Origin of the sequence: Streptomyces virginiae, from assembly GCF_040638905.1 — a bacterium.
GTDB lineage: Bacteria > Actinomycetota > Actinomycetes > Streptomycetales > Streptomycetaceae > Streptomyces > Streptomyces virginiae_B.
This window is the reverse complement of sequence record NZ_JBEZYV010000043.1, coordinates 18,417-32,688: the sequence shown is the minus strand read 5'-3', so window position 1 is coordinate 32,688 and position 14,272 is coordinate 18,417. Positions and strand designations below refer to the sequence as shown.

Annotated in this window: 17 protein-coding genes and 1 pseudogene; 10 read left to right on the top strand and 8 right to left on the bottom strand. The window is 72.7% G+C overall.

Annotation, left to right across the window (positions count from 1 at the left end):
• Positions 1–146: 146 nt before the first annotated feature.
• The 4 genes and pseudogenes from AB0F82_RS34255 to serB form a co-directional block, all read left to right on the top strand.
• A pseudogene (locus tag AB0F82_RS34255) lies at positions 147–293 on the top strand (streptophobe family protein); the annotation flags it as partial.
• A 68-nt stretch (positions 294–361) separates the two neighbouring features.
• A complete protein-coding gene (locus AB0F82_RS34250; RefSeq protein ID WP_362634770.1) occupies positions 362–532 on the top strand; it encodes a hypothetical protein in 171 nt (56 codons plus the stop codon).
• Between the two features lie 193 nt (positions 533–725).
• Complete coding sequence (locus AB0F82_RS34245) at positions 726–1,619, top strand: streptophobe family protein (RefSeq protein ID WP_362634760.1); 894 nt, start codon at positions 726–728, stop codon at positions 1,617–1,619.
• Between the two features lie 124 nt (positions 1,620–1,743).
• Positions 1,744–2,943 (top strand): phosphoserine phosphatase SerB, encoded by a 1,200-nt coding sequence (gene serB / locus AB0F82_RS34240; protein WP_356815961.1) that lies wholly within the window; start codon positions 1,744–1,746, stop codon positions 2,941–2,943.
• Between the two features lie 157 nt (positions 2,944–3,100).
• Here serB and AB0F82_RS34235 read toward each other — a convergent pair whose 3' ends face one another.
• The 4 genes from AB0F82_RS34235 to AB0F82_RS34220 all read right to left on the bottom strand — a co-directional run bounded on the left by AB0F82_RS34235 (position 3,101) and on the right by AB0F82_RS34220 (position 5,513).
• The gene (locus AB0F82_RS34235) at positions 3,101–3,622 is read right to left on the bottom strand and encodes a SixA phosphatase family protein (protein ID WP_356815960.1); all 522 of its coding nucleotides are present in this window, start codon (positions 3,620–3,622) and stop codon (positions 3,101–3,103) included.
• Between the two features lie 81 nt (positions 3,623–3,703).
• Positions 3,704–3,925, bottom strand: a complete 222-nt coding sequence (locus tag AB0F82_RS34230) for a hypothetical protein (protein WP_362634735.1) — start codon at positions 3,923–3,925, stop codon at positions 3,704–3,706.
• 159 nt (positions 3,926–4,084) lie between these two features.
• A complete protein-coding gene (locus AB0F82_RS34225; RefSeq protein WP_356815958.1) occupies positions 4,085–4,204 on the bottom strand; it encodes an SGM_5486 family transporter-associated protein in 120 nt (39 codons plus the stop codon).
• 4 nt (positions 4,205–4,208) lie between these two features.
• Entirely contained in the window at positions 4,209–5,513 is a 1,305-nt protein-coding gene (locus AB0F82_RS34220) for a CynX/NimT family MFS transporter (protein WP_362634733.1), read from the bottom strand.
• 64 nt (positions 5,514–5,577) lie between these two features.
• On the opposite strand from AB0F82_RS34220, the gene AB0F82_RS34215 reads away from it, so the two are divergent.
• A complete protein-coding gene (locus AB0F82_RS34215) occupies positions 5,578–6,309 on the top strand; it encodes a FadR/GntR family transcriptional regulator (RefSeq protein WP_362634730.1) in 732 nt (243 codons plus the stop codon).
• Here the strand turns inward: AB0F82_RS34215 and AB0F82_RS34210 are convergent.
• The 3 genes from AB0F82_RS34210 to fabG all read right to left on the bottom strand — a co-directional run bounded on the left by AB0F82_RS34210 (position 6,290) and on the right by fabG (position 8,442).
• On the bottom strand, positions 6,290–6,721 hold the full coding sequence (locus AB0F82_RS34210; protein ID WP_362634729.1) for a hypothetical protein: 432 nt from the start codon (positions 6,719–6,721) through the stop codon (positions 6,290–6,292). The two genes, AB0F82_RS34215 and AB0F82_RS34210, sit on opposite strands and share 20 nt — an antisense overlap.
• A gap of 225 nt (positions 6,722–6,946) precedes the next feature.
• Positions 6,947–7,717 carry an enoyl-ACP reductase FabI gene (gene fabI / locus AB0F82_RS34205; RefSeq protein WP_356815127.1) on the bottom strand — a complete coding sequence of 257 codons (771 nt, stop codon included), beginning with the start codon at positions 7,715–7,717 and terminating at the stop codon, positions 6,947–6,949.
• A 5-nt stretch (positions 7,718–7,722) separates the two neighbouring features.
• The gene (gene fabG / locus AB0F82_RS34200) at positions 7,723–8,442 is read right to left on the bottom strand and encodes a 3-oxoacyl-[acyl-carrier-protein] reductase (RefSeq protein WP_356815126.1); all 720 of its coding nucleotides are present in this window, start codon (positions 8,440–8,442) and stop codon (positions 7,723–7,725) included.
• 184 nt (positions 8,443–8,626) lie between these two features.
• Here fabG and AB0F82_RS34195 point away from each other — a divergent pair, with 184 nt between their 5' ends.
• The 3 genes from AB0F82_RS34195 to tyrS all read left to right on the top strand — a co-directional run bounded on the left by AB0F82_RS34195 (position 8,627) and on the right by tyrS (position 12,951).
• The gene (locus AB0F82_RS34195; protein WP_362634725.1) at positions 8,627–10,150 is read left to right on the top strand and encodes a TldD/PmbA family protein; all 1,524 of its coding nucleotides are present in this window, start codon (positions 8,627–8,629) and stop codon (positions 10,148–10,150) included.
• An 88-nt stretch (positions 10,151–10,238) separates the two neighbouring features.
• A complete protein-coding gene (locus tag AB0F82_RS34190; protein WP_362634722.1) occupies positions 10,239–11,630 on the top strand; it encodes a metallopeptidase TldD-related protein in 1,392 nt (463 codons plus the stop codon).
• Between the two features lie 52 nt (positions 11,631–11,682).
• Complete coding sequence (gene tyrS / locus AB0F82_RS34185; RefSeq protein ID WP_356815123.1) at positions 11,683–12,951, top strand: tyrosine--tRNA ligase; 1,269 nt, start codon at positions 11,683–11,685, stop codon at positions 12,949–12,951.
• 106 nt (positions 12,952–13,057) lie between these two features.
• Here tyrS and AB0F82_RS34180 read toward each other — a convergent pair whose 3' ends face one another.
• The gene (locus AB0F82_RS34180) at positions 13,058–13,336 is read right to left on the bottom strand and encodes a GlsB/YeaQ/YmgE family stress response membrane protein (protein ID WP_362634719.1); all 279 of its coding nucleotides are present in this window, start codon (positions 13,334–13,336) and stop codon (positions 13,058–13,060) included.
• A 238-nt stretch (positions 13,337–13,574) separates the two neighbouring features.
• Here AB0F82_RS34180 and AB0F82_RS34175 point away from each other — a divergent pair, with 238 nt between their 5' ends.
• Together AB0F82_RS34175 and AB0F82_RS34170 are read left to right on the top strand one after the other, a co-directional pair.
• Positions 13,575–13,853, top strand: a complete 279-nt coding sequence (locus AB0F82_RS34175; RefSeq protein ID WP_356815131.1) for a DUF3099 domain-containing protein — start codon at positions 13,575–13,577, stop codon at positions 13,851–13,853.
• 146 nt (positions 13,854–13,999) lie between these two features.
• The gene (locus AB0F82_RS34170; RefSeq protein WP_362634717.1) at positions 14,000–14,251 is read left to right on the top strand and encodes a hypothetical protein; all 252 of its coding nucleotides are present in this window, start codon (positions 14,000–14,002) and stop codon (positions 14,249–14,251) included.
• Positions 14,252–14,272: the final 21 nt, after the last annotated feature.

Here is a 14,272-nt window from a genome sequence, read left to right as displayed (position 1 = left end):
TTCAGGCCTGCCGCCGTATGTGGAATCCGGGCCTTGCCCGGGCGTCCACGTCTGCCCGTTGACGGGGTCGAAAGTCACCCGGAGAGTGAGATACGGGACTTCTCGCCCGGGGTTTCCGTCGCGTACCGCTCGGCTGGTCCCTGATCGTGACGGCGGGGGTGGCCGGCCTGGGCCTGCACCTGCTGGGCGCGGACGCGGCCGGGGGTTCGCTCGGGCCGATGGCGGCCGCCGTGGTGGTGGTCCTCGCGGTCGGTGGAACCGTGGACCCTTCGGGTGACGTCTCGGTCCTCGGAGTTGCCGGGGCGGGGGCCCAAACCTCCCTGGACGCCATGCCCTTGGGGGTGTCGCTGGCGGAGCCCTGGTGCTGGCGGGGGTGTTCCCGCGCTCGCTGCGGGCCGGGGCGGGCGCGGGTGGGACGGCCGCCAGAGCCGTGGCGTTCACGGCGCTGCTCGTCGCGACGGCGGGAGGTCTGGCGTGGGCCGGGCACGACGCGGTCACCCTCGACGGCGCGGCCTGCCGAGGACCCCGGTGAAGGTCGAGGTGTCCGGGATCGGGGACATCGGCGGGCTGCTCCCGGACCGCGCCGGGGACCTGGTCGAGGCGCGGACCCGGGTGGGCTTCTCCGTGGCACCCGGGCCGACCCTGCTGGGGCGCGGGCCTGCGGGCGCTCGCGGTGCCGGCGGTGGCGCTGCTGGTCTCGGCGCGGGCCGGCCGTACTCGCCCGGGTGCGGCCCGCCGCCTCCGCGGTGGTGGCGGGGCTGGTCGCGGTGGCTGCGGGGCCGGCCGCGGCGGTGTGGGCGGCGCTGGGCGACGAACGACCCGGGCGGGTGCTGGGCGCCGCGCTGCTGGGCGCACCGAACGGTAACTGGCTGGGGGTGCTGCTGGGGCTGTTCGTGCCGGTGCGCGGCGGGGCCACGGGAGAGCCGGCCCGGCTGCTGCCGGATCCGCTGGACGACCTGCTGTCCGCCTCCACGCGGGAGCCGGTGACGGTGGCCCGGCTCGCGGAGTACGACGGGCGGGTCTGGCTGCTGGTGGTGGGGGTGTTCCCGCTGCTGCTCGCCGCGGGCGTGCCGGCGGCCGTACGGACCCCCGGGCGCGGCGTCGCGGAGTGCGCGGTGCGGATGAGGGCGGTGACGGGGGTGGCGCTGGTGGTGCTGGTGCGGCTGACGCGGTTGTCGGCGGACGCCTCGCCGGCGGTGCCGGGGGTGGACCTGGTGGATGCCGGGGTGGAGCTGCGCGAGGACGTCCCGTACGCCCTGCTGCTGGGCTCGGTGTGGGGTGCGGCGGCCGGCGGGGCCGGTGCGCTGCCGGCCGGCCGGGGCCGGGCGGCCGCTGATCCGACGGGTCACGCGGCCGCGGGCCCGCCCGGCCGGCCGGGGCGGGGCGGCCGGGGCGGCGGCCGCGAGGGCCGGGGCGGGCAGGGTCCGCCGCCGCCCGAGTGCGCCGTGCCGTACCTGGATCCGGACGTCTCCTGGGACGTGACGGTCACCGGCGTCCCGCCGCACCCGCCGCGGCGTACCCGGCCCGCAGCGGCCGCCCGTCACGCCGCCGCCCCCGCCGGGCGCTCCGCCGCCGCCGAAACCGCCGGAGCCGCCGGCTCCGTCCCGGTGACGCGGTGACGCCCGCGCCGGACGCGGCGCGTTCGGGAGCGGGACGCCGCGCGTTCGGAAGCGGGACGCGGCACGTTCAGGAAATGGGACGGGGGTCCTGTCCCGGGGGCCGGGAAGATACGGTGATGGCACCATGAGCGCATCGCAGACCTCCGACGTCCCCACCCTCCTCGTCAAGATCTTCGGCAAGGACCGTCCCGGGATCACCGCCGGGCTGTTCGACACCCTCGCCGCCTACTCCGTCGACGTCGTCGACATCGAGCAGGTCGTCACCCGTGGCCGCATCGTCCTGTGCGCCCTCGTCACCAAGCCCGTCGGCGGCACCGAGGGCGACCTGCGGGCCACCGTCCACAGCTGGGCCGAATCGCTCAAGCTGCAGGCCGAGATCCTCTCCGGTACCGGTGACAACCGGCCGCGCGGCAGCGGCCGGTCCCACGTCACGGTGCTCGGCCACCCGCTCACCGCCGAGTCCACGGCCGCCATCGCCGCGGAGATCACCGGGGCCGGCGGCAACATCGACCGTATCTTCCGGCTCGCCAAGTATCCGGTGACCGCGGTGGAGTTCGCCGTCTCCGGTGTGGAGACCGCGCCGCTGCGCACGGCGCTGGCCACGGCCGCCGCGCACATCGGCGTGGACATCGCCGTCGTCTCGGCCGGCCTGCACCGCCGGGCGCAGCGCCTGGTCGTCATGGACGTGGACTCGACGCTCATCCAGGACGAGGTCATCGAGCTCTTCGCCGCCCACGCCGGGTGCGAGGCCGAGGTCGCCGAGGTCACCGAACGGGCCATGCGCGGCGAGCTGGACTTCGAGCAGTCGCTGCACGCCCGCGTTGCGCTGCTGGCGGGCCTGGACGCCTCCGTCGTCGACAAGGTCCGCGCCGAGGTGCAGCTGACCCCGGGCGCGCGGACCCTGATCCGTACGCTGAAGCGGCTCGGCTACCAGGTGGGCGTGGTGTCCGGCGGCTTCACCCAGGTGACGGACGACCTGCGGGAGCGGCTGGGGCTGGACTTCGCCTCCGCCAACACCCTGGAGATCGTCGACGGGAAGCTGACGGGCAAGGTCACGGGGGAGATCGTGGACCGGGCGGGCAAGGCCCGGCTGCTGCGCCGCTTCGCCGCCGAGGCCGGCGTGCCGCTGGCCCAGACGGTGGCCATCGGTGACGGCGCCAACGACCTGGACATGCTGAACGCGGCCGGGCTGGGCGTGGCCTTCAACGCCAAGCCGGTGGTCCGCGAGGCGGCGCACACGGCGGTGAACGTGCCGTTCCTGGACGCGGTGCTGTACCTGCTGGGGATCACCCGCGAGGAGGTCGAGGCAGCCGACCTGGCCTGATCCCCCGTCGGTGCCCCGAGCCCGCCCCTTTCGGCCCCCGCCGGGCCCGCCCCGCCCGACAGGATCCGGAAGGGACGGCCTGGGCACCCCGATCCCGGACATGAGCGGGCCCCGGCGGCCGGTGCGGCCGCCGGGGCCCCTTCGCGTGCGGCGCCGGTCAGTGGCCCTTGGGAGTCCAGTAGTCCAGCAGGGTGCCCACCCCGTGCTCCAGCGACTTCCACGAGCCGGTGAAGGAGACGACGGCGAGCGCGGCGGTCGGGAATCCCGTGCGGTTCATCCGCGCCAGGGTGTCGCCCTCCGCCCGCCCGGAGAGGGCGTCGGCGAGGGCGTGCATGCCCGGGTTGTGGCCGATGACGAGGAGGTCGCAGACCTCGTCGGAGGTCTCGTTCAGCAGGGCGATGAGCTCGCCCGGCGAGGCGTCGTAGATCCGCTCCTCGTAATGGGTCTTCGGCCGGTGCGGCATCTCCTGGACGGCGAGCTTCCAGGTCTCGCGGGTGCGGGCCGCGGTGGAGCAGAGGGCCAGGTCGAAGGCGATGCCGGTCTCGGCGAGCTTCAGACCGACGGCCGGCGCGTCCTTGCGGCCCCGTTCCGCCAGCGGACGGTCGTGGTCGGGCACCTCGGGCCAGTCGGCCTTGGCGTGCCGGAGGAGGGCGATCCTGCGGGGTGTGTCTGCGCTCATGGCTCCCAGCTTCCCATGAAACGGGCCGTGGGGCGCAGGCTGTTGGGGGCTCGTCCCAGGTGGTGAGGGGCGCTCGGGAGGTCAGCCGGCGGCGCGCAGGAACTGCTCGGCGACCTGGACGAGACCGGAGACCTCGCCGGTGGCCGCGTGGGCCTCGCCGGATCCGGCGAGGAGCAGCAGGAGCAGCCCGAAGGCGAGTGCGGGCAGGGCCGGCGCCCACCAGTGCAGCCGGGTGCTCGCCACGGTGGTGGCGCTCACCCGGCGGGCGGACGGGAGGGACCGTGTGTGCGTGGGGGCCGACATGGCCGCCTCCGTGGGTGTGTGGACCGGGCTGGCTTGCTGCCTACGAATCTATGGATCCGGGACGCCGGTTCCCATCCGGGCCACACCCCACTTCACCCTGAGCCTGGCCCCCTAGGGGTTGGTGGGGATATCCCCACCAGCCGGGGGGGGTGGCCGGCGTCAGGGCGAGGCGATCGTCGCGATGACGGAGATGATCACGGTGATGCCGAGGAAGACACCGAGGACGATGCCGAGCTTCTTGCGGCCGTCCTGCGGGTTCGGTTCGAGTACGGGCGACATGCGGTCAGTCTCGCACGCCGCATTCGTCCTCGATCGTGCGGTCCCGTCCCGCCAGCACGCCGAGGGCGATCTGCGGGACGAGCAGGCCGGCCATCAGGGCGAGCGGCAGGTCCCAGCCGCCGCCGTGCTGGTAGAGGGTGCCGATGACGAGCGGGCCGGGGATGGAGATGAGGTAGCCGGTGCTCTGGGCGAAGGCGGACAGCTTGGCCACGCCGGCCGGGGACTTGGCGCGCAGCCCGATCATGGTGATGACCAGCGGGAACGCGCAGTTGGAGACGCCGAGCAGGAGCGCCCAGGCCCAGGCTCCGGCGGCGGGGGCGAAGTAGAGCCCCAGGTAGCCGGTGAGGCCGAAGACGCCGAGGGTGACGGCGATGGCCCCCTGGTTCCTCATACGGCCGGCCAGGCCCGGGATGACGAAGGCGAGCGGGACGCCCATGACCATGGTGACGGCGAGGAGCACGCCGGCGGTGGAGGCGGAGACGCCGGCGTCGCGGAAGATCTGCGGGAGCCAGCCCATGGTGACGTACGCGCCGGTGGCCTGGAGGCCGAAGTAGCAGGCGAGGGCCCAGGCGGTACGGCTACGGGCGACCCGCGGGCCCGCGTCGGTCCGTACGGCGGCGCTGGCGCCCGAGCCGGCTGCGGCTGCCGCAGCGGCCCGGTCGGCGCGCCGGGCGGCGCGGGCGAGGGGCAGCCACAGCAGGACGGCGAGGACCGCGAGGGCGGCCCACATCAGCAGGCCGGTGCGCCAGCTGCCCCCGAGGGCACCGGTCAGCGGGACGGTCGCGGCCGCTGCGAGCGAGGTGCCGGCGGCCAGGGCCATGGAGTAGAGGCCGGTCATGGTGCCGACCCGGTCGGGGAAGTAGCGCTTGACGATCACCGGGAGCAGGACGTTGGTGAGCGCTATGCCGGCCAGCGACAGGGCGCTGGCGGCGAGGAAGCCGGCGGCACCGTTCGCGAAGGGCCGGATCAGCAGTCCGGCGGTGACGGCGGCCATGCCGGCGCAGACGACGGCGACCGGGCCGAAGCGGCGGGAGAGCCGGGGCGCGGTGACGCCGAAGACGGCGAAGCACAGGGCCGGGACGGATGTGATCAGTCCGGCGACCGTGCCGCTCATGCCCAGGCCGGTGCGGGTCTCCTCGAAGAGGGCGCCGAGGCTGGTGATGGCGGGGCGCAGGTTGAGGGCGGCCAGCACGATTCCGACGATGAGCACCGGGCCGAGCCAGGTCGGCTGCGCCGTAGCGGGCGGGGTGGCGACCGTGGCGCGGTCTGCGGTGGGCCGGTCGAGCGTCGTGGTTTCTTCCTCGGACATTCAACCATCATAGAATCATGGGATGATTGGTTGTCCAGTCGCAGCCCGTACGTGAGAGGAACCCATGCCGCTGACCTCGCCCCGGCGCTCCGCGCTCGTCGACCAGGTGATCGCCCAGTTGCGCAACCAGATCACCTCCGGCGAGTGGCCGGTCGGCTCGCGCATCCCCACCGAGCCGGAGCTGGTGGAGCTGATGGGCGTCGCCCGCAACACCGTGCGCGAGGCGGTGCGGGCACTGGCGCACAACGGCCTCCTCGACATCCGGCAGGGTTCGGGCACGTACGTCATCGCGACCAGCGAGCTGGCCGGCGTCATGCACAGGCGCTTCGCCGGGGCCGATCCGAGGCACATCGCCGAGCTGCGCTCCACGCTGGAGTCCTCGGCGGCCCGACTGGCGGCCGAGCGGCGTACCGAGCGGGACCTGGGCCAGCTGGACGCCCTGCTGGCGCGCCGCGAGGAGGCCTGGGCGGGCGGGGACGCGGAGGTCTTCGTCGCGGCGGACGTGAGTCTGCACATGGCGGTGGTGACGGCCTCGCACAACGACGTGCTGATCGAGCTGTACGCGGACCTGGGCGAGCTGGTGGCCGACTGGCTGCGGGCCGACGTGGGCACCGTGCTGGATCCCGCCGCCCATCTCGACCACGCCCGCCTGATCGACGCGATCCGGCGCGGTGACGGGGACGCGGCGGCCTCGGAGGCCGCGGGCTACCCCTTCGTCTGCCTCGGCAAGGACGGCACGGACGGCAAGGACCGCACGGACGCCCAGGGGGCTCCGGTCACGCCCGCCGGTGGCTGACCCAGGCCGCGCGGACTTCCTTCCAGCAGCGGCCGGTGAGCTCGGCCCGGCCGGTCGGGCCGACGGCGACGGCCGCGCCGTCGCCGTCCAGGTCCCACCAGCGGTCGCACTCCACGTGCAGGCTCACCAGGTCGGTCTCCGGGTAGGCGTTGTGGCAGTGCGCGGTCACCTGGGAGCCCTCGATCGAGGTGGCGCAGTCGGCGCCGAAGAGTTCACGGGCGGCGGGCGGCGAGGGCTGCACGGGGGGCTCGGCGGGGATGTCGGAGAACTCCACGACGGCCGGGCCCGCCACCTCGGGGCCGGGGGCGGCCTCGTCTCCGGAGGGCTGCGCGGCGACGGCCGGGATCAGGAGTCCGGTCACGATCACCGACGTGACCAGCATCGATACCGCTCGGCTCGGCCTGGTGCGCACTCCTGCCTCCTCCCCGCCGGAGCCGGGAAGATCCCGACCTGGCCAGTTTGCAGGCATCTGCCCCGGTTTTCGACTCGGGAAGATCCGGTCAGCCGGTGAACATGCGAGCGAAGCCGGCCCTCCGGGCCCCGGCCCCCCGTGCGCGGACACGAGAACGGCGGCGGCCGCGCCTCCCCGGGGGGAAGCGCGGCCGCCGCCGTACGGACACGGGGTCCTGACCGGGGGTCAGGCGCCCATCGCGTGCACGCCGCCGTCCACGTGGACGATCTCGCCGGTGGTCTTCGGGAACCAGTCCGACAGCAGGGCGACGACGCCCTTGCCCGCCGGCTCCGGGTCGCTCATGTCCCACTCCAGCATGGAGCGCGTGTTCCAGACCTCGGCCAGCTCGCCGAAGCCCGGGATGGACTTCGCGGCCATGGAGCCGATCGGGCCGGCCGAGACCAGGTTGCAGCGGATGTTCTCCTTGCCCAGGTCGCGGGCGAGGTAGCGGCTGGTGGCCTCCAGCGCGGCCTTGGCCGGGCCCATCCAGTCGTACTGCGGCCAGGCGAACTGCGCGTCGAAGGTGAGGCCGACGACGGCCGCGCCCTGCGCCGGGAAGAGCGGCTTGCAGGCCATCGTCAGCGACTTCAGCGAGAACGCCGAGACGTGCATGGCGGTGGCGACCGACTCGAACGGCGTGTTCAGGAAGTTGCCGCCGAGGGCGTCCTGCGGCGCGAAGCCGATGGAGTGCACGACACCGTCGAGGCCGCCGAGCTCGTCACGGACGAGGCCCTCCAGGCGGGCCAGGTGCTCGTCGTTGCTGACGTCGAGCTCGATCACCTTGACCGGCTTGGGCAGCTTCTTCGCGATGCGCTCCGTCAGCGACGGACGCGGCCACGCGGTGAGGATGACCTCGGCGCCCTGCTCCTGTGCCAGCTTGGCCGCGTGGAAGGCGATGGAGGACTCCATCAGCACACCCGTGATGAGGATGCGCTTGCCCTCGAGAATTCCGCTCATGGTGATCAGTGACCCATGCCCAATCCGCCGTCAACGGGAATGACGGCTCCGGTGATGTACGCGGCGTCGTCGGACGCCAGGAAGCGGACGGCTGCCGCGATCTCCTCGGGCTGCGCGTAGCGGGCCAGCGGCACCTGCGCCACGATGCCCGCGCGCTGCTCGTCGGTGAGGACCTTCGTCATGTCGGTGTCCACGAAACCGGGCGCGACGACGTTGAAGGTGATGTTGCGGGAGCCCAGCTCGCGGGCGAGCGAGCGGGCGAAGCCGACCAGCGCGGCCTTGGAGGCCGCGTAGTTGGCCTGCCCCGCCGACCCCATGAGCCCGACGACCGAGGAGATCAGGACGACGCGGCCCTTCTTGGCACGGAGCATGCCGCGGTTCGCGCGCTTGACCACCCGGAAGGTGCCCGTGAGGTTGGTGTCGAGGACCGAGGAGAAGTCCTCCTCGGACATGCGCATCAGCAGCGTGTCCTTGGTGATGCCGGCGTTGGCGACGAGCACCTCGACCGCGCCGTGCGCGTCCTCGATCTCCTTGTAGGCCTGCTCCACCTGCTCGGAGTCGGTGATGTCGCACCGCACCGCCAGGACACCGAGCTCGGTGAGGGCCTGCGGCGGCTCACCCGACCGGTACGTGATCGCGACCTTGTCGCCGGCCTCCGCGAAGGCTCGGGCGATGGCGAGGCCGATGCCCCGGTTTCCTCCGGTGACGAGAACCGAGCGGCTCAACGGATCACCCTTTCGCTAGCGGTCTGAATACCGAAAACCTATAGGTCGCATCGCTCGTACGGAGAATCGAGCCCCGACAGGGCCTCGCAGCGGGCTCTGTCGAGTCCCTACAGAAAGATGTAGGCACAAGGGCCCCGATCGCGACATGATCGGGGCGACCGTCCCCGACCCCGGGAGGACTTCCGTGCCCCATTCCATCGACGCGGCCTTCACCGCGCTGCCCCTGCGGGCGCTCGCCGACGCGGCGCTCGCCCGGGCCCGCGCGCTGGGCGCCGACCATGCCGACTTCCGGCTGGAGCGGATCCGCAGCGCCTCGTGGCGGCTGCGCGACGCCAAGCCCTCCGGCGGGTCCGACACCACCGACCTCGGCTACGCGGTCCGGGTCGTGCACGGGGGCAGCTGGGGGTTCGCCTCCGGCGTGGACCTCACCATGGACGGCGCCGCCAAGGTGGCCTCGCAGGCCGTGGCCATGGCGAAGCTGTCCGCCCAGGTGATCAAGGCCGCCGGTTCGGACGAGCGCGTGGAGCTCGCCGACGAGCTGGTGCACGCGGACAAGACGTGGATCTCCTCCTACGAGGTGAACCCTTTCGAGGTGCCGGACGCGGAGAAGGCGGCGCTGCTCGCCGACTGGAGCTCCCGGCTGCTGGCGGCCGACGGCGTCGCGCACGTGGACGCCTCGCTGCTCGCGGTGCACGAGAACAAGTTCTACGCCGACACCGCGGGCACCACGACCACGCAGCAGCGGGTCCGGATCCACCCGCAGCTCACGGCGGTCGCCGTCAACGGCACCACCGGCGAGTTCGACTCGATGCGCACCATCGCCCCGCCCACCGGCCGCGGCTGGGAGTACCTGACCGGCACCGGCTGGGACTGGAACGCCGAGCTGGAGGAGATCCCCGGCCTGCTCGCCGAGAAGATGCGGGCGCCGAGCGTGCAGGCCGGGCGCTACGACCTGGTGGTGGACCCGTCCAACCTGTGGCTCACCATCCACGAGTCCATCGGCCACGCCACCGAGCTCGACCGGGCGCTGGGCTACGAGGCGGCGTACGCGGGGACCTCCTTCGCCACCTTCGACCAGCTGGGCAAGCTCCGGTACGGCTCCCCGATCATGAACGTGACGGGCGACCGGACCGCCGAGCACGGGCTGGCCACCGTCGGTTTCGACGACGAGGGCGTCCAGGCGCAGAGCTGGGACCTCGTCAAGGACGGCACCCTGGTCGGCTACCAGCTGGACCGGCGGATCGCGAAGCTGACCGGCCTCGGGCGGTCCAACGGCTGCGCCTTCGCCGACTCCCCCGGGCACGTGCCGGTCCAGCGGATGGCGAACGTGTCCCTCCAGCCGGATCCCGGCGGACTGTCGACCGAGGACCTGATCGGCGGGGTGGAGCGCGGCATCTTCGTGGTCGGCGACCGCTCCTGGTCGATCGACATGCAGCGCTACAACTTCCAGTTCACCGGGCAGCGGTTCTTCCGGATCGAGAACGGCCGGCTGGCCGGGCAGCTGCGCGACGTCGCCTACCAGGCCACCACCACCGACTTCTGGGGCTCGATGGAGAAGGTCGGCGGTCCGCAGACCTATGTCCTGGGCGGCGCCTTCAACTGCGGCAAGGCCCAGCCGGGCCAGGTCGCGGCGGTCTCGCACGGCTGCCCGTCCGCGCTGTTCCGCGACGTGAACATCCTGAACACCACGCAGGAGGCCGGCCGATGACCACGCACGATCACCACGAGATCTGCCGGGGGTCCGGGGGTCGCCCCCCGGGACAGCACAGTCCGAACACCACGCAGGAGGCAGGCCGATGAGCCGATCGACCAAGCCGCACGAGATCGTCGAGCGGGCCCTGGAGCTGTCCACCGCCGACGGATGCGTCGTCATCGCCGACGAGGAGTCGAGCGCCAACCTGCGCTGGGCCGGCAACGCCCTGACGACCAACGGGGTCACCCGCGGCCGGACCCTGACGGTCATCGCCACGGTCGACGGCAAGGAGGGCACGGCCTCGGGGGTCGTGTCGCGCTCCGCCGTCACCGCCGAGGACCTGGAGCCCCTCGTACGGGCCGCCGAGGCGGCCGCGCGGGGCGCCGGACCCGCCGAGGACGCCCAGCCGCTGGTCACCGGGACCCCGGTGTCGCCGGACTTCACCGACGCCCCGGCCGAGACCACCTCCGCCGTGTTCGCGGACTTCGCCCCGGCCCTCGGGGAGGCCTTCGCCCGGGCCCGGGCGGGCGGCCGGGAGCTGTACGGCTTCGCCCACCACGAGCTGGTCTCCACGTACGTCGGCACCTCGACGGGCCTTCGGCTGCGCCACGACCAGCCCAACGGCACCCTGGAGCTCAACGCGAAGTCCCCGGACCGCCGGCGTTCGGCCTGGGCCGGCCGCTCCACCCGGGACTTCAAGGACGTGGACCCGACCGTGCTGGATGCGGAGCTCGCCGTACGGCTGGGCTGGGCGGAGCGGAAGATCGAGCTGCCCGCCGGTCGGTACGAGACGCTGCTGCCGCCGACGGCCGTGGCGGACCTGCTGATCTACCAGATGTGGTCGGCGTCGGCCCGGGACGCGGTGGAGGGCCGTACGGTCTTCTCCAAGCCCGGCGGCGGCACCCGGCTCGGCGAGAAGCTGACCGACCTGCCGCTGACGCTGCGCAGCGACCCGAACGCGCCGGGCCTGGAGTCCGCGCCGTTCGTCATCGCGCACAGCTCCGGCGACGACGTCTCGGCCTTCGACAACGGTCTGCCGGTCCCGGTGACCGAATGGATCCGGGACGGCGAGCTGGCCCGGCTGTCGACGACCCGGCACACGGCCGGCCTGACCGGCCTGCCGGTCTCCCCCGGCTTCGGGAACCTGATCCTGGACGGCGGCGGCGAGAAGTCCCTCGACGAGATGGTCGCGGACACCGAGCGGGGCCTGCTGCTGACCTGCCTCTGGTACATCCGCGAGGTGGACCCGGCCACGCTGCTGCTGACGGGCCTGACCCGGGACGGGGTCTACCTGGTGGAGAACGGGCAGGTCGTGGGCGAGGTGAACAACTTCCGCTTCAACGAGTCCCCCGTGGACCTGCTGTCGCGGGCCTCGGAGGCGGGCCGCACGGAGAAGACCCTGCCGCGCGAGTGGAGCGACTGGTTCACGCGGGCTGCGATGCCGGCTGTCCGCATCCCGGACTTCAACATGAGTTCGGTGAGCAGGGGCGTCTGACCCACCTAGACTGAGCACGGCATTTCCACAAAACGTAAGGAGTCGAGAGACCGTGACGGACATCGTCGACGAACTGAAGTGGCGCGGGCTCTTCGCCCAGTCCACCGACGAAGAAGCGCTGCGCAAGGCCTTCGCGGACGGTCCGGTCACGTTCTATTGCGGCTATGACCCGACCGCCGCCTCGCTGCACGTCGGCCACCTGGTGCAGGTGCTCACGATGCGGCGGCTGCAGCTGGCGGGCAACCGGCCGCTCGCGCTGGTCGGCGGGGCCACCGGTCAGATCGGTGACCCCCGTCCGACCGCCGAGCGCACCCTGAACGACCCCGCGGTCATCGCGGAGTGGGTGGACCGGCTGCGCTCGCAGATCGAGCCGTTCCTGTCCTTCGAGGGCGAGAACGCCGCGGTCCTGGTCAACAACCTGGACTGGACGGCGGGCATGTCCGCCATCGAGTTCCTGCGGGACATCGGCAAGCACTTCCGCGTCAACAAGATGCTGACGAAGGACTCGGTCGCCAAGCGGCTGGAGTCGGACCAGGGCATCAGCTACACGGAGTTCAGCTACCAGCTGCTCCAGGGCATGGACTTCCTGGAGCTGTACCGGCGCCACGGCTGCACCCTCCAGCAGGGCGGCTCGGACCAGTGGGGCAACCTGACGGCCGGCCTCGACCTGATCCACCGGGTCGAGCCGGACGCGCACGTCCACGCGATGGCAACCCCGCTGATGGTCAAGGCGGACGGCACCAAGTTCGGCAAGACCGAGGGCGGGGCCGTCTGGCTGGACCCGGAAATGACCACTCCGTACGCGTTCTACCAGTTCTGGCTGAACGTGGACGACCGGGACATCTCCACCTACATGCGGATCCTCTCCTTCAAGTCCCGCGAGGAGCTGGAGGAGCTGGAGGCGCAGACCGCCGAGCGGCCGCAGGCGCGCGCCGCCCAGCGGGCGCTGGCGGAGGAGCTGACCACGCTGGTGCACGGCGCCGACCAGTGCGCCGCCGTGATCGCCGCGTCGCGGGCGCTGTTCGGCCAGGGCGACCTGGCGGAGCTGGACGAGGCCACGCTGGCCGCGGCCCTGTCGGAGCTGCCGCACGCCAAGGTGTCGGAGCTGGCCCTGGTGGTGGACCTCTTCGCGGAGACCGGCCTGGTCGCGAGCAAGTCGGCCGGGCGCCGGACGGTGAAGGAGGGCGGCGCCTACGTGAACAACGCGAAGGTCACCGCCGAGGACGCGGTCCCCGCCGCGGAGGACCTGCTGCACGGGCGCTGGCTGGTCCTGCGCCGGGGCAAGAAGAACCTGGCGGCGGTCGAGGTCACCGGCGCCTGACGCGTCCCGGGACGCGTCGGACCCGTACGGCACGGCCGAGGGGCCGGTTCGGACTTCCCGGTCCGGCCGGCCCCTCCGCCGTGCGCCGGGGGTGACGCGGACGGCCCTAGGTCATCTGGCGGCGGCCTCCGCGCATCGCCTTGTAGGCCATCTCGCCGAGGAAGACGAAGAGGACCGCTCCCGCGAGCTGCAGCAGGTGACGGGTCCAGTCGATGCCGCGGGTGTCGGCGACCCCGATCCAGCCGGCGACGGCGTTGCCGAGGACGCTGCCGATGATGCCCATCAGCGTGGTCAGCCACAGGGGCTGGTGCTGTTTGCCCGGCAGGATGGCCTTGGCTATCAGCCCCAGCACGAAACCGACGACGATCGCCCACAACCAGCTCATGTCCAGCCTCCTCCTGGCGCGGTGTGCGCACGTGCGCCCAGTGTCGGCCGGTCCGGCGTAGCGCGCATTTCGGGCGGTTCCGTTGGGATCCCCCCGTACCGGTGGCGACGGGGGGCGCGTACCGTGGAGGGGTCCGGGCCGGGGAGCGCCCGGCCGTGCGATCGGGTGGTAGGACGTGGAACGGGTGAAGCGACAGAAGCGGAACGGGGCCGAGGTCTTCCGGATCACGGGCGCCCGGATGGGGCTCGCCGAGGACGTGCGGGGCCGTCAGCGCCGGTACGTGATCTCCATGGCGGTCAGGACCCTGTCGGTCATCGCGACCGTGCTGTTGTGGAACGTGTCCCGCCCCGTGGCCGTCGTGACGCTCGTCGCGGGCGCCCTGCTGCCCTACGTGGCCGTGGTCATCGCCAACGCGGGGCGCGAGTCGACGCCGTCGCTGCCCTCGCATTTCGTCCCGACTCCGGTCCGTCCGGCGCTGGACGCGGGAAACCTCAAGAAAAGCTCAGATCAATCATGAAGTTCCGGTGCACTGCACCGGGTCCTGCGTGACATACTGCTCACGCGCTCCGCATCCCCCGTCGGAGCGACGGACCGACGCCGGGCAGCTCCCCCCGTGGCTGCTCGGCGTCGCCTTTCCGTTCGGGACACCCCTAGGGTGAGGTCGTGACTTCCTCCGACTCCCCCGCTCCCGACGAAATCCCCACCTGCTCGGCCAAGGGCTGCCGTGACGCGGCCGTCTGGGTCCTCGCGTGGAACAACCCGACGCTGCACACGCCGGAGCGGCGCAAGACGTGGCTGGCGTGCGAGGAGCACCGCGAGCACCTCTCCCAGTTCCTGGGGGTCCGCGGTTTCCTCAAAGACGTGGTGAAGCTCGACGAGTGGGTGCAGCCCGAAGGCTCGGAGCGCCCGCGCTGATCCGGCGCTTATTCGGCACTG

Coding starts and splice junctions, on each gene's coding strand:
- serB (WP_356815961.1), top strand. CDS start 1,744: ATGAGCGCATCGCAGACCTCCGACGTCCCCACCCTCCTCGTCAAGATC.
- AB0F82_RS34235 (WP_356815960.1), bottom strand. CDS start 3,622: ATGAGCGCAGACACACCCCGCAGGATCGCCCTCCTCCGGCACGCCAAG.
- AB0F82_RS34230 (WP_362634735.1), bottom strand. CDS start 3,925: ATGTCGGCCCCCACGCACACACGGTCCCTCCCGTCCGCCCGCCGGGTG.
- AB0F82_RS34225 (WP_356815958.1), bottom strand. CDS start 4,204: ATGTCGCCCGTACTCGAACCGAACCCGCAGGACGGCCGCAAGAAGCTC.
- AB0F82_RS34220 (WP_362634733.1), bottom strand. CDS start 5,513: ATGTCCGAGGAAGAAACCACGACGCTCGACCGGCCCACCGCAGACCGC.
- AB0F82_RS34215 (WP_362634730.1), top strand. CDS start 5,578: ATGCCGCTGACCTCGCCCCGGCGCTCCGCGCTCGTCGACCAGGTGATC.
- fabI (WP_356815127.1), bottom strand. CDS start 7,717: ATGAGCGGAATTCTCGAGGGCAAGCGCATCCTCATCACGGGTGTGCTG.
- AB0F82_RS34190 (WP_362634722.1), top strand. CDS start 10,239: ATGAGCCGATCGACCAAGCCGCACGAGATCGTCGAGCGGGCCCTGGAG.
- AB0F82_RS34180 (WP_362634719.1), bottom strand. CDS start 13,336: ATGAGCTGGTTGTGGGCGATCGTCGTCGGTTTCGTGCTGGGGCTGATA.
- AB0F82_RS34175 (WP_356815131.1), top strand. CDS start 13,575: ATGGGGCTCGCCGAGGACGTGCGGGGCCGTCAGCGCCGGTACGTGATC.